The following is a 19223-nucleotide window of genomic DNA, read 5'->3' on the forward strand; positions in this document are numbered from 1 at the left end:
CCGCCACTCCTTTGCGCTTGCCTTGGAATGCCCAGCATGCTTTGCCGCAACTACGGTATCAATACCGTAGAACCACGGTAAGGCCCGCCCATGGATGACATCGCCCGCATCGCCTTTGATCACGCGCCCGTCGGCATCGTGATGACCCGCCACCGGGTGATCGAACAGTGCAATACCACGTTCTGCGACCTGTCCGGCTATGCGTCCGCCGCGCTTCTGGGCCAGAGCTTCCGGATGCTCTATGGCTCCGAGGCCGAGTTCAACCAGATCCGCGACATCGGGCTGGAACCCTTGCGCCGCGCCGGGGCCTATGCGGATGAGCGGATGCTGCGCCACGCCCAGGGCCATGCCATCTGGTGCCGCTTTCGCGCGCGCACGCTGACGCCGCAAGACCCTTTGGCGCGCATCGTCATGAGTTTTGCCCCGATCGCGCCGCGCAGCGATGGCCCTGCCCTGACGGCGCGCGAACGGCAGGTGGTGACATGGCTGGCGCGCGGCAAGACCAGCAAGGAGATCGCGCAGGTGCTTGGCCTGTCGCCCCGCACGATCGAGGATGTGCGCGCCCGCCTGATGCGCAAATTCGATGTACGCAACACGGGTCTGCTCTTGGCGCGGCTCAGCGATCTGGGGCAGTAGCACCCTTGGCGACAAGCCCCGCCAGGGCGTCGAAATGATCAAAACGCGCCAGGCAATGCACCGTATCATGCGGGACATGACAATAGCCTTGCGTGAAAAACGCAAAGGCGATCCCGGCCGCCTGTGCCGTCTCGGCATCCACCTCGCTGTCGCCTACGTAAAGCCCCGACGACGCGCCCAGCGCGGCAAAGGCGTGATGCAACGGGGCCGGATCGGGCTTACGCGCGGCCAGAGTGTCGCCGCCCACCACCACATCGAACAGATGCGCCATGCCGAACTGGTCCAGTACCTTGCGGGCGGGCGCTTCGGGCTTGTTCGTGCAGATGCCAAGGCGATGCCCTTCCTCCCGCAACCGTTCCAGCATCGCCATGACGCCCGGATAGGGCCGCGTCAGATCGTTTGCCGCCGCGTTGTAATGCGCCAAGGTCACTTCGGTCAGACGCGCGTGCTGGTCCATGGGAATCCCCCGCGCGCCCATGGCCCGTTCCACCAGTCGCGGCAGACCATGCCCGATGAAGGAAATCACCGTCGGCAGATCAAGCGCCGCATGGCCTTCATCCTCCAGCGTGCGGTTCACAGCCGCCCGGATATCCGGCGCGCTGTCGATCAGCGTGCCGTCCAGGTCAAAGACGATGGCGCTCACCCGCGCGCGGCCTCGGCGGCGCTTCGGATGGCGCGGATATTGTCGCCGTAGGGCATCGGGTTATCGACGGATCCACCTTTGAAAACGGCAGAGCCCGCCACCAGCACATCTGCACCCGCGGCCACGACCAGGGGCGCGGTGTCCACAGTCACGCCGCCGTCGATCTCGATATGGATGGGGCGGTCGCCGATCATGGCGCGCAGGCGGCGGACTTTTTCGATCTGGCTGTGAATGAACTTCTGCCCGCCGAAACCGGGGTTCACCGTCATCACGCAGACCATATCCACCATGTCCAGCAGGTAATCCACCGCCTCGACCGGCGTGCCGGGGTTCAGCGCAACCCCCGCCTTCACGCCATGCGCGCGAATTGCCTGCATCGTGCGGTGGGCATGGGGGCCCGCCTCGACATGGGCGGTGATGATATCGGCCCCCGCCTCGGCGAAGGCGGCGATATAGGGATCGACGGGCGCTATCATCAGATGCACGTCCATCACGGTTGTCACATGTGGCCGGAACGCCGCCACGGCGGGCGGGCCAAAGGTCAGGTTGGGCACGAAATGCCCGTCCATCACATCGACATGCACCCAATCGGCGCCCTGCGCCTCGATCGCGCGGATCTCCGCGCCGAAATTTGCAAAATCCGCCGAAAGAATCGACGGCGCGATCTTGATGGACCGATCAAGGGTCATGACGTCTCTCCACTTTGCGCCGGTTTCTTCTTGCTGCAAATATCCCTGGGGGTCCGGGGGGTTGGCCCCCCGGCCTTGCCCGTCGCGGCCTCAGGCCGCCTTGTTGCCTGCGGCGCGCGGGTCCAGCTTGCCGGCGGCATAGCGCACTGCCATGTCATCCATGCTGATCACCTTGATCGCGCTTGCGTGACCGGCTGTGCCGAAACGCTCGAAACGGTCGCGGCACAGCGCCTGCATTTCGGCCATCGCGGGGATCATGAACTTGCGCGGATCGAATTCGTCGGGGTGCTCCATCGCGATCTTGCGGAACTGGCCGGTAATCGCCATCCGGCAATCGGTGTCGATATTGACCTTGCGTACGCCCATCTTGATGCCGCGCTCGATTTCCTCGACCGGCACGCCATAGGTCTGGGGCATCTTGCCGCCATGGGCGTTGATCAGATCCTGCAGATACTGCGGGACCGAGCTTGATCCATGCATCACCAGATGGGTATCGGGCAGCTTGGCATGGATCGCCTCGATCGTGGACATGGCCAGGATCTCGCCATCGGGCTTGCGGCTGAACTTGTAGGCCCCGTGGCTGGTGCCGCAGGCGATCGCCAGCGCATCACATTTCGTCTTCATCACGAAATCGACCGCCTGATCCGGGTCGGTCAGCAGCTGGTCATGGCTCAGCTTGCCGACGGCGCCCGACCCGTCCTCTTCCCCGGCCTCGCCGGTTTCCAGACTTCCCAGCACGCCCAGCTCGCCCTCGACCGAGGCACCGACCAGATGGGCGGCTTCGGTCACGCGGCGGGTGACATCGACGTTGTAGTCATAGTCGGAGGGGGTCTTCATATCCTCCTCGAGGCTGCCGTCCATCATCACCGACGTGAAGCCGTGACGGATCGCGCTCAGGCAGGTACCCATGTTGTTGCCGTGGTCCTGGTGCATGCAGACCGGGATCGAGGGGAACATCTCGACCAGGCCCATCATGATGTGTTTCAGCATCAGATCGCCCGCGTATTTGCGCGCGCCCCGGCTGGCCTGGATGATCACCGGCGCATCAACCGCCTTGGCCGCGTTCATGATCGCAAGGCCCTGTTCCATGTTGTTGATGTTGAAGGCGGGCACCCCGTAGCCATGTTCGGCGGCGTGGTCCAGCAGTTGACGCATCGTAATCAGTGCCATGTTGTCTTGTCCCCTCAAGGTCGAAATGGTCCGGCGCCCGCGCGCCGGTGAATGTTGCGGCGGCGCTCAGCGCGCCTTGTCGTAATAGCCGGCCACCTGGCGCACCTTGTCCGGGCTGCCAAACACCAGCGGGCTGCGCGCATGCAGCGCATCCGCCGCCAGATCCATGATCGGCGTCCGCCCGTCCGTCGCCAGACCGCCGGCCTGTTCGACCAGAAAGGCGATGGGCGCCACCTCGTAAACCATCCGCAGCCGTCCCTTCTCATAGCCCGGACGCGCATCGCCCGGATAGAGGAAGATACCCCCACGTGTCAAAATGCGGTGGGTTTCCGCCACCAGCGAGGCAACCCAGCGCATGTTGCTGTCCTGCCCATGCGGGCCGGTCTTTCCCGCCTGGCAATCCTCGATATAGGCGCGGATCGCCGGATCCCAGTGGCGGTGGTTCGAGGCGTTGATTGCATATTCCTTGGACGCGCCCGGTGTCTGCATCGCGTCGTTCACCAGTTCGAACCGCCCCGTGGCGGGGTCCAGCACGAACATCAGCGTGCCCTTGCCGAAGGTCACCGCAAGGCAGCATTGCGGGCCATAGATTACATAGCCGCCCGCCACCTGCTCGGACGCCGGGCGCAGAAAGCTGTCTTCGGCGGCGTCCCTGGCTTCGAAGATCGAAAAGATCGTGCCGATGGATACGTTCACGTCGATATTCGACGATCCGTCCAGCGGGTCGATGGCCAGCGCATAGCGACCCGCGGGGTTCAGGGGCAGGACGGTCTCCTGCTCCTCGGAGGCGTACCAGCGGACCGATGTCTGACGCAGCGCGGCCTCGAACATGTCATCGGCCAGCACATCAAGCGCCTTTTGCCCGTCACCACCGGCGTTCTCGCCGACCTCGTGGCCCAGCGACTGGCCAAGTGGACCGCGCGCGATGATCCCGGCCAGATCGATCGCCACCTTGCAGAGCGCGGACATGACAGGCGCAAGATCCGCCGGAATCAGCGGGTTGGACAACGGGTTTGCAGTCTCGGGCATGCTATTGAGGTTCCTTGCAGTCCATGGGCAGAAAGCGCCGGTTCCGTCGGGCGGACCTTCGCATCGGCCCCTGATTATCCGAAGTTGTGGGCAAGGAAAATCCAATATGCAGCACAGGGGGCATTCAGGGGCAAAATCCTTGCCAATTGACGCAACAGGGCGTGCCCCGCGCGGGATTGCGCTGCATGTCCCGACCTGCGGAAAGTAATTTCGCACAGTTGATCCGACACGGCCTTTGTGCAAGCCTTGCAGAATAACGGGGGAGGACCGTGTGAGATTTGACGGAAAAGTTGCGCTGGTCACCGGCGCATCGGGAGGGATTGGCCGCGCCACGGCGGAACGGCTGGCCGCCGAGGGCGCTTGCGTCGTGTTGGTCGATCTGGCCGACTGCCCTTTGCCACAGGTGGGCGGGCCGCATCTTTCGTTGCCCTGCGACGTGTCAGACGAGGCTGCGGTCAAGGCCTGCATCGCGCAGGTGCTTGACCGGTTCGGGCACATCGACGTGCTGTGCAACAATGCGGGCATCACCTGCAGCCACGCCCCGATCACCCAGATCGACAGCGCCGACTGGGCGCGCGTGATGGGGGTCAACCTGTTCGGCACCGCGCATTTCATCAAGCACGCGGCGCCTTCGATGATCGCACGCGGAACAGGGGCCATCGTGAATACCGCCTCGGTCGCGGGCATTCGCTCGGGCGCGGGCGGCAATGTCTATTCCGCCTCAAAGGCCGGAGTGATCAACCTGACCCAGACGACCGCCTGCGATCTGGGCGGGCATGGCATCCGCGTCAACGCGGTCTGCCCCGGCCTGATCGAGACGGGCATGACACAGCCGATCTTCGATTACGCCCGCAGCGTCGGCAAGTCGGACCGCCTTGGCGCGCGCTGCGAGTTGCGCCGTTATGGCCGCCCGGAAGAGGTCGCCGCGGTGATCGCCTTTCTGGCCAGTGACGACGCCAGCTATATCACCGGGCAGGCGCTGCCCGTGGACGGGGGCAATACCGCCTCGTTGAACCTGCCCGGCATGAAAGTCTGATACGGATGCCCATGATGACCCGCCATTACGCCATCTGGCCCGAGGGGATGCCGAAATCCCTGAACGCGCCGGACCGGACGCTGTTCGCCAATCTGGCTGAAACGGCCGCGCGCTTTCCCGACCGCAAGGCTCTGATCTTCTACGGTCGTGAATGGACCTATGCCGGTCTGCTGGCAGATGTGGAACGGCTGGCCGGATGGATGCAGGCAAAGGCCGGCATTCAAAAGGGCGACCGGGTGCTGCTCTGCGTCCAGAACAGCCCGCATTTCGTGATCGGCTATTTCGCCACCCTGCGCGCCGATGCGGTAGTGGTTCCCGTCAACCCGATGAGCCGGAGCGCGGAACTGGAACACCTTGCCCGCGACACCGGGGCGCGCCTGATGATCGGCGGGCAGGAAGGGTTGGGCGACAGTGCCCCGCTGATCGCTAGCGGCCTGCTGGACCGCGTGCTGGTGGCGACCTACGCGCAAGGCACCGACCCTGCCGCTGACATCCCCCTGCCCGAGGCGCTTGCGGCGCTGGATCCGGCGGATGTGCAGGGCCCGGGACTGACCCGCTGGGAAGATGCGCTGGCGGCCGGGCACCAGCCCGGTCCGCATCTGGCAAAACCCGACGATCTTGCCGTGATTCCCTACAGTTCCGGCACGACGGGTCAGCCCAAGGGGTGCATGCACAGTCACCGCACCGTGATGGAAACCGCCTGGGGCGGGCTGATCTGGAACCCGTCGAACGAAACTGATGTGCATCTGGCCACCCTGCCCTTCTTTCATGTCACGGGCATGCAGGGCGTGATGAACGGGCCGGTCATCAAGGGCGGCTGCATCGTGATCCTGATCCGCTGGAACCGCGCCCATGCCGCGGCGCTGATCCAGCGGCACCGGGTCACGCGCTGGCGGTCGATCACGACCATGGCGATCGACCTTGTGAATGATCCCGATGTCGCCAGCTATGACCTGTCCAGCCTGAAGGCGATCGGCGGCGGCGGTGCATCCATGCCCGAGGCGGTGGCCGCCAAGCTGAAGGCGATCACAGGGCTTGATTACATCGAAGGCTATGGCCTGTCCGAGACCATGGCCGCGACCCATACCAACCCGGTCCATGCCCCCAAGCGGCAATGCCTTGGCGTGCCGATGTTCGACGTGGACAGCCGCATCCTGGCAGTTACCGAAAGTGGCGATGTCGGCGCCGAGCTTGGCCCGAACGAGGTGGGAGAGATCGTGACCCACGGCCCGCAGGTCTTTCTGGGATACTGGAACAACCCCAAGGCCACCGCCGAAGTTTTCCTTGAGATCGAGGGCAAGCGGTTCTTCCGCACCGGCGACCTGGGTTATTATGACGAGAACGGCTATTTCTTCATGGTGGATCGGGTCAAGCGGATGATCAACGCCTCGGGTTTCAAGGTCTGGCCCGCCGAGGTCGAAGCCCTGATGCACCACCATCCCGACATCGCCGAGGTCTGCGTGATCGCGGCCCCCGATCCGCGGCGGGGCGAGACCGTGAAGGCCTGCGTCGTGGCGACGCCAAAGGCGCGCGGCAGACTGACCGAAAGGGATGTGATCGACTGGTGCAAGACACAGATGGCCGCTTATAAGTGCCCGACGCAGGTGGCATTCATGGACAGCCTGCCCAGATCCGGGGCCGGCAAGGTCCTGTGGCGGGCATTGACCGAAGCCGAATTCGCGGGACAGACAAACAGCAGAACAGGAACCCAGCCGTGAGGAAAAGAGCCGCAGAGAACGCGCCCGAGGTCGAAGACAAGGATCACGCCGAGGACCGGCAGTTCGTCACAGCGCTGCACCGGGGGCTTGATATCCTGCGCGCCTTCACACCGGCGGATCGGTCGGGACTTGGCAACCGGGATCTGGCGGATCGGACCGGCCTGCCCAATTCCACCGTGTCGCGGCTGACATATACGCTGCTGAAGCTGGGATACCTGGTTTATGACGAGGGCACCGGACGCTACCGTATGGGCGTGCCGGTCCTCAGCCTTGGCTATGCCTGCCTGGGCGGGCTGAAAGTCCGGGAAACCGCGCAACCCCTGATGCAGGAACTGGCCGATGCCTGCGGCGATGGCGTTCTGGTCGCACTTGGCGGACGCGACGATCATTCGATGACCTATATCGCCTGCGCGCGGGCGGTGCGGGGCATGATCTCTTTGCAGCTGAACGTGGGCTCGCGCATTTCCCTGGCGCGCTCGGCCATGGGGCGGGCCTATATCGCGGGCACGAATGCCACGGAACGCGCCCAGATCATGGACATGATCGAGGCCCGCACCCCGCCCGCCGATTGGCCCCGCATCCGCGACGAAATCGCCGAGGCCGCCGAACAGATCCGCACCCGTGGCTTTTACGCCAATATCGGCAGCTGGCAGTCAGACGTGAATTCGGTCGCCGTGCCTTATCGGTCGCCACAGGGGGATGCGCCGATGCTGGCCTTCAACCTGGGTGGCCCGGCCTATATCCTGCCGCGCGCGCGGATCGAGGCCGAGCTTGGCCCCCGTCTGGTCGAGATGGTGCAGAAGGTGGGCCGGATCGGCGGCTGATCAGCCGCCTGGTCTGACCATCCCTCAGGGGATCAGGGCGATCTTGCCAACGGCGCCGCGCCCCAGGACACGGGTCAGCACCTCGGGGGCCTGCGACAAGGGATAGCGCCCCTCGATCAGCGGCTTGACCTTGCCGGCGCTGTACCAGCCCAGCAACTCGCGCATGTTGTCGGCATAGGCCTGCGGTTCGTGGCGGGTGAAGTTGCCCCAGAACACACCGACCAGGCTGAATTCCTTCACCAGCGCCAGGTTGACCGGGAATTTCGGGATGTCGCCCCCGGCAAAGCCGATGATCAGCAACCGGCCATTGCGGGCCATGGACCGCGCGCAGGCGTCGAACGCCTCGCCACCCACGGAATCATAGACAACGTCCACGCCCTTGCCGCCGGTCATGGTCTTGAGTTGATCCTTGAGGTTCTCATAGCCGATCGCCTCGTCCGCGCCGTTGTCGCGGGCAATCGCGCGCTTTTCATCGGTTGATGCGACGGCGATCACCCGCGCCCCCATGATCTTGCCGATCTGGATCGCCGCCACGCCGGTCGCCCCGGCGGCCCCCAGCACGACAAGGGTCTCGCCCGGCTGAAGATGGGCACGCTGTTTCAGCGCGTGATGCGAGGTGCCAAAAGCCACCAGCAGCGCACAGGCATCGGCCGCATCCATGTCACCGATGGGGAAAACCCGCGCCTCGGTCTCGGCCACCTTTTCGGCATAGCCGCCCAGTGAACAGATCGTGGCAACCCTGTCCCCGATCTTGAAACGCGTGACGTCAGGCCCCACGCTTTCGACGACGCCAGCGGCTTCCATTCCCGGCACGAAAGGATGTTCGGGGCGCATCTGGTAAAGCCCCTGAACCAGCAGCCCGTCGGGATAGTTCACGCCTGCCGCCTCGACCCGGATTACCACCTGATCGCCCTTGGCCTGCGGGTCGGGCATCTCGCCGAACTCCAGTTGATCCAGCGGGGCAAAAGCGTTGCAGATGATGGCTTTCATGATCGTCTCCTTCAGTTCGGGCGCGGCAAGCAGGGCGAGGCGCCATGCGATCCGGCAAGCCTAGGGATGCGCTTTGCCACCAGCAAGCGCCGTGATGACATGACGCCACGGAAAAGCGTCCGGCAGGCCACGGTTTTTGCCTTTGGCAAAGGCGCGCATCGCGCTAGGGTCCGCACAACATGATTGCGAATGGGAGGAGAACCACATGCAGGGCATGATGATGAACAGGCCGCTGATGATCAGCGACATCCTGACCTATGCTGCCGAAGCGCATCCCCGGGCCGAGATCGTGTCCGTCAGGACAGAGGGCGATGTGCACCGCCAGACCTATCCCGAAACGCTGGCGCGGGTGTCGCAACTGGCACATGCGTTGCAAGGGATGGGGGTCGAGGCCGGTGACCGGATCGCCACGCTGGCCTGGAACGGATACCGGCACTTTGAACTCTACTATGCGATTTCCGGCATCGGTGCTGTCTGCCACACTATCAACCCGCGTCTGAGTGCCGAGCAGATGACCTATATCGTCGCGCATGCGGGCGACAAGGTGCTGTTCGTGGACCTGACTTTCGTGCCGATCCTGGAAAAGCTGAAGGATCAGCTGCCTGCATCGCTGACCTATGTGATCATGACAGACCGGGCCCATATGCCGCAAAACAGCCTGAACGCGCTGTGCTACGAGGAATTGCTGGAGGGGCAGCCCACCACATTCGACTGGCCCGAGTTCGACGAGAATACAGCCTCGGGGCTGTGCTACACATCGGGCACCACCGGCAATCCCAAGGGCGCGCTTTATTCGCACCGCTCCACCGTGTTGCACGGGTTGATGATCTCGCTGGTCATGGGGTCGGCCTTCCCGGAAGGCGCCAAGGTGCTGCCGGTCGTGCCGCTGTTTCACGTGAACGCCTGGGGCCTGCCCTATGCCGCGCCCATGGTTGGCCTGTCGATGGTCATGCCGGGGCCGGCGCTGGACGGGCCGAGCATCTTCAAGCTGATGGATGCCGAAGGTGTCTATTCCGCCTGGGGCGTGCCGACCGTCTGGCAGGGTCTTCTGGCCGAGATCAAGGCGCAGGGTCGCATCCCCAATGGATTTGGCGACGTGATCGTGGGCGGGTCCGCCGCGCCGCGCGTCATGATCGAAACCTTCGAGAAACTGGGCATCAACGTGGGCCATGCCTGGGGCATGACGGAAATGAGCCCGATCGGCACCCATGGCAACATGCCCGGCTGGGTCAGGAAACTGCCCTTCGACAAGATGATCGACGCCAAGGCCAAGCAGGGCCGCCGCGTCTTTGGGGTGGATCTGAAGATCGTCGACGACAACGGCAAGCGGCAGCCGCATGACGGCAAGGCGATCGGAGAGCTTTACGTGCGCGGCAATACCGTCGTGTCGGGATATTTCAACAACGAAGAGGCGACGAAAAAGGTGATCGACGCCGAAGGCTGGTTCGGCACGGGCGATATCGCCTCGATTGATCCCAACGGGTTCCTGTCGATTCAGGACCGGTCCAAGGACCTGATCAAATCGGGCGGCGAATGGATCAGCTCGATCGATCTGGAAAACGTGGCCATGGCCCATCCCGGCATCGCGTCCTGCGCGGCCATCGCCATGCCCCATCCCAAATGGGATGAACGCCCCGTGCTGATCGCGGTGGCATCGGGTGCGGACAAACCCTCGCTTGAGGATATTCATACGCATATGGAGGGGCATTTCGCCAAGTGGCAGTTGCCCGACGATATCATCTGGGTCGAGGCGTTGCCGCTGACTGCAACCGGCAAGGTGTCCAAACTGACGCTGCGCCAGCAGTTTGCCGACTACAAGCTGCCGGATCTGCGCTGAACCGCGCGTGCGGGGCCGATCACGGCGGTGATGGCCCTGCAAATCACGTTACGGAATGACAGGCGTACCCCAAGGCGTGCTTGACGGTTGTGCCAAGATGATGTTGCCTTGGCCAGTGAAATTCATTTCCGCATTGCGAACATAAAGCCGAGGGAGGGGTGATATGTCCGACGCAACCCAGGATCTTGCCGCGTTCCGCGCCGATATCGCGGCCTGGATCGGTGCGAACTGTCCGTCCGCCCTGCTGGGACGCCCGATGGATGAGAACGCCATCGTCTGGGGTGGGCGCAGATGGACATTCACCGACGATGATCAACGGCTCTGGCTGGAACGCGCCATCGGGCGCGGGCTGACCGCGCCGCGCTGGCCCGTGGAATACGGCGGTGCAGGGCTGACCCGCGCGCAGGAAAAGATCTACCGCGAGGAAATGGAGCGGCTTGGCGCACCGCCGCCGCTGGAAAGCTTCGGGCTGTGGATGCTGGGGCCGGCGCTGCTGGAATTCGGCAACGCGGCACAGAAGGCCGAACATCTGCCGAAGATCACGAAGGGGCAGATCCGCTGGTGTCAGGGCTATTCCGAACCGGGGGCGGGATCGGATCTTGCCAATGTGCAGACCCGGGCCGAGGACATGGGCGATCACTGGCTGATCAACGGCCAGAAGATATGGACCTCTTATGCCGACCGCGCAGACTGGATCTTTGCGCTGGTACGCACCGATCGCGAGGCGCCAAAGCACAGGGGCATTTCCTTTTTGCTGATGGATATGGAGACGCCAGGCATCACCACGCGCCCGATCCGTCTGATTTCCGGAAAATCCCCCTTCTGCGAGACATTCTTCGACAATGTGAAAGTGCCGAAGGAAAACCTTGTGGGTGAATTGAACCGCGGCTGGGATATCGCGAAATACCTGCTGACGCATGAACGCGAGATGATCGGCGGGGGTGCACGGGGTCTGCTGGGCGGGCGGTCCGTCAGCCAGATCCTTGCCGCGCAGGAAGGTGACGTGATGGCCGATCCCGTCCTGCGCGCAGAGGCGATGCAGCTTGAGGTCGATGCCCTGGCCTTCGGCCTGACGATGGATCGTTACAAGGATCAGGCCGAGGCCGGGCGCGGTGTGGGCAATGCCTCCGCCATGCTGAAATACTACGGGACCGAGCTGAACAAGCGCCGCTACGAATTGCTGATGGCGACAGCGGGCAGCGAAGGTGTGGAATGGGACGGCGCGCAGGGCGGGCTTGCCCCCGAATGGCTCCGCACCAAGGCCAATTCGATCGAAGGCGGGACGACCGAGGTGATGCTGGACATCATCGCCAAGCGCGTGCTGGAGATGCCGAACCAATGAATGCCATGACGCAATCACTGCTGGAGACCGAAGACGAGGTCATGCTGCGTGACGCCGCGCGCGGGTTTCTGGCGGATGCCTCGCCCGTATCCGCGCTGCGGGCCAACCGCGATGCCGGTCGCGCCCATGATCCGGCACTTTGGACCGAGATGGCGCAGATGGGCTGGACCGGCGTGCTGGTGCCCGAGGATGCGGGCGGGGCCGACATGGGTCACCGTGCGGCGGGCATCCTGGCCGAAGAGATGGGGCAGGTGCTGGCCGCATCGCCCTTTTTGTCGACCGCCGTGATCGCCGCTTCGGTGCTGCGCGACGCCGGGCCGCGCGCGACAGGCGCCTTGCAGGCGATTGCCACGGGTCAGGCAACCTATGCGCTGGCGCTGGACGAGGGGCCGAAATTCGCCCCCGCCGCCACTGCCCTGCGCGCCGAACGGCAGGGCAATGCGTTTCGGTTGTCTGGTACAAAAGCCTTCGTGGCGGATGGCACGACAGCGGGCCGCATCCTGGTCCTGGCGCGCACATCCGGCGCGCCAGGCGATCCTGCGGGCCTGACCCTGTTTGACATCGACGCCAACCGCGCAGGTCTGGACCGGCAGGCGCTGTCCACCATCGACAGCCGCGATCATGCGCGGCTGGTCTTTGACGGGGTCGAGGCGACAGGCGACGATATCATCGGCGATCTGGACAACGGGTTTGCCACCCTGCGCCCCGGCCTTCAGGCCGGACAGGCGGCGCTGGCGGCTGAACTGACCGGGTTGGCCGCGGGCGCTGCCGCGATCACGCTTGGCTACCTCAAGGACCGTCGCCAGTTCGACCGTACCATCGGCAGCTTTCAGGCATTGCAGCATCGCGCCGCCCATCTGTGGTCCGAGATCGAGGTGACGGCCAGCGCCATCGCCAATGCCGGTCGCGTGCTGGACCATACGCCAGCGGATGCTGGACTTGCCGTGTCACTGGCCAAGGCGCGCGCGGCGCAGACCGCGAAACTGGCCGTGTCAGAGGCAGTGCAGATGCATGGCGGCATCGGCATGACCGATGCCCATGACATCGGGTTCTTCATGAAACGCGCCCGCGTGGGCGCCGAATGGCTGGGCGATTACGGCCACCACGCTGCGGTGATCGCTGCTGCGCGTGGGTTTTGACGAAAAGGAACTGACATGACTTCGACATTGACGCCCGCGCATCTGTTCGACCTGACCGGAAAGGTCGCCCTGGTCACCGGCGGGGCCACGGGTATCGGGCGCATGGCCGCCGAAGGGCTGGCCGCCGCGGGCGCCCGCGTGCTGATCGCCAGCCGCAAGGCCGACGCCTGCGAGGCTGTCGCGGCCGAGATCAACGCCTTGGGTGTGCCCGGCTCTGTCGAGGGCTTTGGCGGCGACGTCGCGACCGAAGAAGGGATCGCCGCGATGGTGGCCGAGGTGCAGCGCCGCACCGACAGGGTGCATATCCTGATGAACAATGCAGGCCGCACCTGGGGCGCGCCGCTGGGCGAGCACCCCTATGACGCCTGGGACAAGCTCTTGCGCCTGAATGTCACGGGCATGTTTCACCTGACCCAAAGCCTGTTGCCGCTGCTGCTGGCCGCCAAGTCCGAGGGTGATCCGGCCCGCGTGGTCAATGTCGGGTCGGTCATGGGGGATATTCCGAAAGGCACGATGACCTATTCCTATGCCGTGTCCAAAGGCGCCGTGCATCACATGACGCGGGTGCTGTCCAATGACCTTGCACCCCAGGGCGTGACCGTGAACGCCATCGCGCCGGGGCCTTTCGTGTCCAAGATGACAGCCTTCGCGCTGGCGGATGAAGAAGGCCGCAAGAAGTCGGCGCAAGGCGTGCCGCTGGGCCGCGTCGGCATCCCCGAGGATATCGCGGGCGCGCTGCAATATCTCTGCGGGCGCGGCGGGGCCTATGTCTCGGGTGCGATCCTGCCGCTTTCGGGCGGCATGCAATCAAATGCCCCCGGCAGCCTGTTCAACGAGGACCTGTAGGATCATGAACATTCCTGCCAGAAGCCACATCAGCCGTGCCGCCTTCGAGGCGCTGAAAGGCCAGGAGATCGGCGTATCCGACTGGTTCACGGTCACGCAGGCGCAGATCGACGCCTTTGCCGATTGCACCCATGACCACCAGTATATCCATGTCGACCCGGAGGCCGCGGCCAAGTCACCCTTCGGCACGACAATCGCGCATGGTTTCCTGACCCTGTCGCTGCTGTCGGCCATGGTCTATCAGATGCCAGCCATCGAAGGCGTGGTGATGGGGGTCAACTACGGGTTCAACAAGATCCGCTTCGTGTCGCCGGTCAGGGTGAATTCCCGCGTGCGGGCACGTTTCGTGTTGGTGGACTTCACCGAAGTCCGCCCCGGCGAGATACAATATACCCTTGCGGTCACCGTCGAGATCGACGGTCAGGACAAGCCCGCGCTGGTGGCCGAATGGCTGTCGCGGCGCTACTTTGAAGGAGACAGCGCATGAGCATCCGCTTTGACGGCCGCGTGGCCATCGTGACCGGCGCAGGCGTGGGACTGGGGCGGTGTCATGCCCTTGGTCTGGCCGAACGCGGCGCGCGTGTCGTGGTCAACGACCTGGGTTCTTCCACCGACGGGAGCGGCCAGTCATCAGACGCCGCCCGCGCCGTGGTCGAGGAGATCCGCGCCATGGGTGGGCGCGCCATCGCCAACGGGGCGGATGTCACCGACACCGCGCAGGTGCAGGCCATGGTGGACGAGGCGATTGCCGAATTCGGGCATGTGGACATCCTGGTCAACAACGCGGGAATCCTGCGCGACAAGACCTTCGCCAAGGTGACGATGGAGGATTTCCGCAAGGTGCTTGACGTGCATCTGATGGGATCGGTCCATACCACTCATGCGCTATGGCGGCATATGGTCGAACGCGGTTATGGCCGCATCGTCTATACCACCTCGGGGTCGGGCATGTATGGCAATTTCGGTCAGTCCAACTATGGCGCGGCCAAATCCTCGTTGCTGGGGCTGATGAACGTGCTGTCGCTGGAGGGGGCGAAATACGGCATCCGCGTCAACATGCTGGCCCCTACCGCCGCCACGCGCATGACGGAAAACCTGCTTCCGCCTGAAACGATTGACCTCTTGCAGCCCGAAACGATCACCCCCGGCCTTCTGGCACTGGTGTCCGAGGATGCGCCGACCAGGATGGTGATGGGCGCGGGTGCGGGGTGTTTCACCGAGACGAAGATCACCGAAACCGCCGGTGTCGCATTGCAGGGCGCGGCACTGTCACCCGAAGGCGTGATGGCCGCCATGGCCCAGATCCGCGACCCGCAAGGGCAATCCGAGATGCCGGATGCCTTCGCACAGACCCGCAAATATGCCCGCATGGCAGCCGAGGCCCGTGGCCTGCCGCTGCCGTGGAACGACTGACCTTGAAAGGAACAAGACATGCGTGACGCCGTTATCGTATCGACCGCCCGGACCCCGATCGGCAAAGCCTATCGCGGTGCCTTCAACAACACCCAGGCGCAGGAATTGATCGGCCATGCCGTGCGCCATGCCGTGTCGCGCGCGGGCCTGGAAGGGCACGAGATTTCCGATTGCGTGATCGGGGCCGCGATCCAGCAGGGCTCGACCGGCGGCAACATCGGCCGGCAGGCCGTGATCCGCGCGGGTCTGCCCGTGACGATCGCGGGCATGTCGCTGGACCGTCAATGCGCCAGCGGCATGATGGCCATCGCCACGGCCGCCAAGCAGGTGGTCCATGACGGCATGGATATCGTGATCGGCGGCGGCGTGGAATCGATCAGCCTTGTCCAGAACCAGAACATGCGCACCGACCGGGCGGGCGACCCTTGGATCAAGGAACACAAGCCCGCCCTTTACATGACCATGTTGGAGACGGCTGAAAACGTCGCCTCGCGCTATGGTGTCAGCCGTGAAGATCAGGACGCCTATGCCCTGAAATCCCAGCAGCGCACCGCCGCCGCACAGGACGCAGGCAAGTTCGACGACGAGATCGTGCCCCTGACCTCGATGATGGGGGTGATGGACAAGGACACCAAGGAAATCTCGTTCAAGGAAGTGACCCTGACCAAGGATGAGGGTAACCGCCCCTCGACCACGCTGGAAAACCTGCAGGCGCTGGCGCCGGTGTTCAAGGATGGCCAGGTCGTGAAAGAGGGCAGGTTCATCACCGCCGGCAATGCCTCGCAGTTGTCGGACGGGGCATCCGCCTCGGTCGTGATGGAGGCGAAAGAGGCCGAGCGCCGCGGGCTGCAACCGCTGGGCCGCTACATCGGCGTGATGGCCGCGGGATGTGAGCCTGACGAGATGGGGATCGGCCCGATCTATGCGGTGCCCAAGCTGCTGGCCGCGCATGGTCTGAAGATGGACGATATCGGCCTGTGGGAACTGAACGAAGCTTTCGCCAGCCAGGTCCTGCAATCGCAGCGCGTTCTGGGTATCCCGGACGAATTGCTGAACGTGAATGGCGGCGCGATTTCCATCGGCCACCCCTACGGCATGTCGGGCGCGCGCATGGTCGGCCACGCCCTGATCGAGGGCAAGCGGCGCGGCGCGAAATACGTTGTCTGCACCATGTGCGTCGGTGGCGGCATGGGGGCGGCTGGCCTGTTCGAGGTGCTTTGATGCGTCAGTTGCCAAAACAGTTGCAGGGGCTTCGGATCCCCGTTGTCGCCTCACCGCTGTTCATCATCTCGAACCCGGATCTGGTGATCGCCCAGTGCAAGGCCGGCATTGTCGGCAGCTTTCCCGCGCTGAACGCGCGGGAAGCCGCGGGCGAGCCGATCATGCTGGAGGCCTGGCTGAAACGGATCACCGAAGAGCTGGACCGCCACAACCAGTCCAACCCGGATTTCCCGGCCGCCCCTTTTGCGGTCAACCAGATCGTGCATCGTTCCAACGCGCGGCTGGAACGGGATATCGAGATTTGCCACAAGTGGAAGGTCCCGATCTGGATCACCAGCCTTGGCGCGCGGGTCGAAGTGAACGAGGCCGCGCATGATTGCGGCGGCATTTCACTGCATGACATCATCAATAACCGCTTTGCCAGGAAAGCCATCGAAAAGGGTGCGGATGGCCTGATCGCGGTCGCGGCCGGTGCGGGCGGCCATGCGGGGGCGCAATCGCCACTGGCGCTGATCTCGGAAATCCGCGAATGGTTCAACGGGCCGGTGCTTTTATCGGGTGCCATCTCGACGGGTCGGTCGATTCTGGCCGCGCAGGCGATGGGGGCCGATCTGGCCTATATCGGCTCGCCCTTCATCGCCACCGAAGAAGCCAATGCCGATCAGGCCTACAAGCAGATGATCGTCGAAAGCGGGGCCGAGGATATCGTCTATTCTTCGCTGTTCACCGGCGTGCATGGCAATTACCTCAAGCCGTCCATCATCCGTGCCGGCATGGACCCGGACAACCTGGAAACGGCGGATGCCTCATCCATGAACTTTGGCGAAGGCCGGTCCAAACCCAAGTCCTGGAAGGAAATCTGGGGCGCGGGGCAAGGGATCGGCGCGGTCAAGGATGTTGTGCCCGCGCGCGCGCTGGTCGATCGGCTGGCGCAGGAATACGATGCAGCCAAGGCCGAAATGCGCGAGATCGTGAATGGCTGAGCTTTGGTTGATCCGTCACGCGCAGGCCAGCTTCGGCGCGGCAGACTATGACAAGCTGTCCGATCTGGGGCACGAACAGTCCCGCGAACTGGGCCAGGCGCTTTTGGCGCTTGGGGCCAGGCCGGATGCGGTGTTCATCGGCGCGCAGCGGCGGCACCGCGAGACATGGGAGGGGATCAACACCGCCCTTGGCTTTCCGACCGATCCCGGCGTGCTGCCCGGCTTCAACGAATTCGACTTTGGCGGGCTTTTGAACGCGCGTTATCGCGGCCGCGAGCGCCCCACCGACCTGCACACCGACCGCCGTCTGCATTTCAAGACGCTGCGCGAAACGGTGCTGGAATGGCAAAAGGACGAGATCGCTGATCCGCCGGAACCCTATGCCGCCTTTGCGGACCGTGTCCGCGATGCGCGCATGCAGGCCACCGCAGCGGATGCCGAACAGGTGATCGTCGTCACATCCGGCGGGGCGATCGGGCAATCCGTGGCCGAGGTGATGGGCGCGCCCGCCGATGCGATGATCCGGCTACAGTTGCAGATCAAGAACTGTTCGCTCTGCCGGATCGTGGTGACACCACGCGGCGAGCATCTGGGCACCTTCAATGAAACCCCGCATATCACAGCCGCAAACGCAGCGCGGCTGCTGACCTATAGCTGAGAAAGGACAGGGCGATGACCACCCATGCCGCAGCCCAGCTTGACACCGATGCCGTCGCGACGTGGCTTTCGCAACATCTGGAGGGTTTCGAGGGCCCAGTCACGGCCGAGAAATTCGCAGGCGGGCAAAGCAACCCGACCTTCCGGCTGATCACGCCCAAGGGCCGGTACGTGCTGCGCCGCAAGCCGCCAGGCATCCTGCTGAAATCGGCCCATGCGGTCGAACGCGAATTCCGCGTCCAGAAGGCGCTGGAAGGCAGCGACGTGCCCGTCGCGCGCATGCATGTGCTCTGCGAGGATGACAGCGTCATCGGTTCGGCCTTCTACGTGATGCAAGAGGTGGAGGGACGGCATTTCAACGATCCGCGTCTGCCCGAACTGCCCCGCGCAGATCGCCGCGCCGTGCAGGACGAGATGAACCGCGTCCTTGCCGCCATTCATTCCGTCGATCTGGTTGCCACGGGTCTGAACGACTACGGCCCCGAGGGCAATTATTATCGCCGCCAGATCGACCGCTGGACCAAGCAGTACCGCGCCTCCGAGATGGATCATATCGCGCCCATGGAAGACCTGATCGCCTGGCTGGACACCAACATTCCACCCGATGACGGACAGCGGACGCTGGTGCATGGCGATTATCGCATCGACAACATGCTGTTTGCCAAGGATAGCCCGACATGCCTGGCCGTGCTGGATTGGGAATTGTCCACGACAGGGCACCCCTATGCCGATCTGGCCGCCGTGCTGATGCAATGGGGCATGCCACCGGGGAATGAGGGGCGCGGGTTGGCCGGGGTGGACCGCGCCGCCGAGGGGCTGATGACGGACGAGGAATTCATCGCCGCCTATTGCGCGCGGCGCGGGCTTCCGGGGATCGACGATTTCGGGTTCTACCTGGCCTTCGCCTTCTTCCGCATGGGCTGCATCCTGCAAGGCGTGCTGAAACGCGCGGTGGATGGCAATGCCTCGAACCCCGAGCGGGCGCGCAAGCTGGGCAGTTTCGTGCCGCTGTTCGCGCAAAGCGGGCTGGACGCCGCGCGGAAAGGATGA

General features: G+C 64.2%; 20 protein-coding genes. 14 read left to right on the top strand and 6 right to left on the bottom strand.

Going from position 1 to position 19223, the window contains the following annotated elements:
- Positions 1–90 precede the first annotated feature (90 nt).
- Complete coding sequence (locus ACFQ3C_RS09520) at positions 91–636, top strand: helix-turn-helix transcriptional regulator (protein WP_380791007.1); 546 nt, start codon at positions 91–93, stop codon at positions 634–636.
- On the opposite strand, the gene gph is transcribed toward ACFQ3C_RS09520, so the two are convergent.
- The 4 genes from gph to ACFQ3C_RS09540 form a co-directional block, all read right to left on the bottom strand.
- Complete coding sequence (gene gph, locus ACFQ3C_RS09525; protein ID WP_380791010.1) at positions 617–1279, bottom strand: phosphoglycolate phosphatase; 663 nt, start codon at positions 1277–1279, stop codon at positions 617–619. The genes ACFQ3C_RS09520 and gph overlap by 20 nt on opposite strands.
- On the bottom strand, positions 1276–1968 hold the full coding sequence (gene rpe, locus ACFQ3C_RS09530; protein WP_380791013.1) for a ribulose-phosphate 3-epimerase: 693 nt from the start codon (positions 1966–1968) through the stop codon (positions 1276–1278). Before rpe ends, gph begins: the two co-directional genes overlap by 4 nt.
- Before the next feature lie 90 nt (positions 1969–2058).
- Positions 2059–3138: a class II fructose-bisphosphate aldolase gene (fba, locus tag ACFQ3C_RS09535; RefSeq protein WP_380791015.1), complete on the bottom strand. Its 1080-nt coding sequence runs from the start codon at positions 3136–3138 to the stop codon at positions 2059–2061.
- Between the two features lie 66 nt (positions 3139–3204).
- Positions 3205–4167, bottom strand: coding sequence for a class 1 fructose-bisphosphatase (locus tag ACFQ3C_RS09540; protein ID WP_380791018.1), 963 nt, complete (start codon positions 4165–4167; stop codon positions 3205–3207).
- A gap of 271 nt (positions 4168–4438) precedes the next feature.
- Here ACFQ3C_RS09540 and ACFQ3C_RS09545 point away from each other — a divergent pair, with 271 nt between their 5' ends.
- The 3 genes from ACFQ3C_RS09545 to ACFQ3C_RS09555 are packed head-to-tail and all read left to right on the top strand — an operon-like array spanning position 4439 to position 7745.
- The gene (locus ACFQ3C_RS09545) at positions 4439–5203 is read left to right on the top strand and encodes an SDR family NAD(P)-dependent oxidoreductase (protein WP_380791021.1); all 765 of its coding nucleotides are present in this window, start codon (positions 4439–4441) and stop codon (positions 5201–5203) included.
- Positions 5204–5208: 5 nt separating this feature from the next.
- A complete protein-coding gene (locus ACFQ3C_RS09550; RefSeq protein WP_380791023.1) occupies positions 5209–6921 on the top strand; it encodes a long-chain-fatty-acid--CoA ligase in 1713 nt (570 codons plus the stop codon).
- Complete coding sequence (locus ACFQ3C_RS09555) at positions 6918–7745, top strand: IclR family transcriptional regulator (protein ID WP_380791026.1); 828 nt, start codon at positions 6918–6920, stop codon at positions 7743–7745. Before ACFQ3C_RS09550 ends, ACFQ3C_RS09555 begins: the two co-directional genes overlap by 4 nt.
- A gap of 24 nt (positions 7746–7769) precedes the next feature.
- On the opposite strand, the gene ACFQ3C_RS09560 is transcribed toward ACFQ3C_RS09555, so the two are convergent.
- Both ACFQ3C_RS09560 and ACFQ3C_RS09565 read right to left on the bottom strand, forming a co-directional pair.
- The gene (locus ACFQ3C_RS09560) at positions 7770–8735 is read right to left on the bottom strand and encodes an NADPH:quinone oxidoreductase family protein (protein ID WP_380791029.1); all 966 of its coding nucleotides are present in this window, start codon (positions 8733–8735) and stop codon (positions 7770–7772) included.
- A gap of 60 nt (positions 8736–8795) precedes the next feature.
- Positions 8796–8984 (bottom strand): hypothetical protein, encoded by a 189-nt coding sequence (locus tag ACFQ3C_RS09565; RefSeq protein ID WP_380791151.1) that lies wholly within the window; start codon positions 8982–8984, stop codon positions 8796–8798.
- On the opposite strand from ACFQ3C_RS09565, the gene ACFQ3C_RS09570 reads away from it, so the two are divergent.
- The 10 genes from ACFQ3C_RS09570 to ACFQ3C_RS09615 all read left to right on the top strand — a co-directional run bounded on the left by ACFQ3C_RS09570 (position 8941) and on the right by ACFQ3C_RS09615 (position 19223).
- Complete coding sequence (locus ACFQ3C_RS09570) at positions 8941–10572, top strand: long-chain-fatty-acid--CoA ligase (protein WP_380791031.1); 1632 nt, start codon at positions 8941–8943, stop codon at positions 10570–10572. The two genes, ACFQ3C_RS09565 and ACFQ3C_RS09570, sit on opposite strands and share 44 nt — an antisense overlap.
- 163 nt (positions 10573–10735) lie before the next feature.
- The gene (locus tag ACFQ3C_RS09575) at positions 10736–11914 is read left to right on the top strand and encodes an acyl-CoA dehydrogenase family protein (protein ID WP_380791033.1); all 1179 of its coding nucleotides are present in this window, start codon (positions 10736–10738) and stop codon (positions 11912–11914) included.
- Between the two features lie 5 nt (positions 11915–11919).
- Entirely contained in the window at positions 11920–13053 is a 1134-nt protein-coding gene (locus tag ACFQ3C_RS09580; protein WP_380791035.1) for an acyl-CoA dehydrogenase family protein, read from the top strand.
- A 15-nt stretch (positions 13054–13068) separates the two neighbouring features.
- Positions 13069–13899: an SDR family NAD(P)-dependent oxidoreductase gene (locus ACFQ3C_RS09585; protein WP_380791037.1), complete on the top strand. Its 831-nt coding sequence runs from the start codon at positions 13069–13071 to the stop codon at positions 13897–13899.
- 4 nt (positions 13900–13903) lie between these two features.
- Positions 13904–14386, top strand: a complete 483-nt coding sequence (locus ACFQ3C_RS09590) for a MaoC family dehydratase (RefSeq protein WP_380791039.1) — start codon at positions 13904–13906, stop codon at positions 14384–14386.
- The gene (locus tag ACFQ3C_RS09595) at positions 14383–15312 is read left to right on the top strand and encodes an SDR family NAD(P)-dependent oxidoreductase (RefSeq protein ID WP_380791042.1); all 930 of its coding nucleotides are present in this window, start codon (positions 14383–14385) and stop codon (positions 15310–15312) included. The genes ACFQ3C_RS09590 and ACFQ3C_RS09595 overlap by 4 nt, the downstream gene beginning before the upstream one ends.
- A gap of 18 nt (positions 15313–15330) precedes the next feature.
- Positions 15331–16533 carry an acetyl-CoA C-acyltransferase gene (locus tag ACFQ3C_RS09600; protein ID WP_380791044.1) on the top strand — a complete coding sequence of 401 codons (1203 nt, stop codon included), beginning with the start codon at positions 15331–15333 and terminating at the stop codon, positions 16531–16533.
- Positions 16533–17516: an NAD(P)H-dependent flavin oxidoreductase gene (locus tag ACFQ3C_RS09605; protein ID WP_380791046.1), complete on the top strand. Its 984-nt coding sequence runs from the start codon at positions 16533–16535 to the stop codon at positions 17514–17516. Before ACFQ3C_RS09600 ends, ACFQ3C_RS09605 begins: the two co-directional genes overlap by 1 nt.
- The gene (locus tag ACFQ3C_RS09610) at positions 17509–18174 is read left to right on the top strand and encodes a histidine phosphatase family protein (RefSeq protein ID WP_380791049.1); all 666 of its coding nucleotides are present in this window, start codon (positions 17509–17511) and stop codon (positions 18172–18174) included. Before ACFQ3C_RS09605 ends, ACFQ3C_RS09610 begins: the two co-directional genes overlap by 8 nt.
- Before the next feature lie 14 nt (positions 18175–18188).
- Positions 18189–19223 (top strand): phosphotransferase family protein, encoded by a 1035-nt coding sequence (locus ACFQ3C_RS09615; protein WP_380791051.1) that lies wholly within the window; start codon positions 18189–18191, stop codon positions 19221–19223.

The organism is Seohaeicola saemankumensis, assembly GCF_042678485.1.
Classification (GTDB): domain Bacteria; phylum Pseudomonadota; class Alphaproteobacteria; order Rhodobacterales; family Rhodobacteraceae; genus Seohaeicola; species Seohaeicola saemankumensis.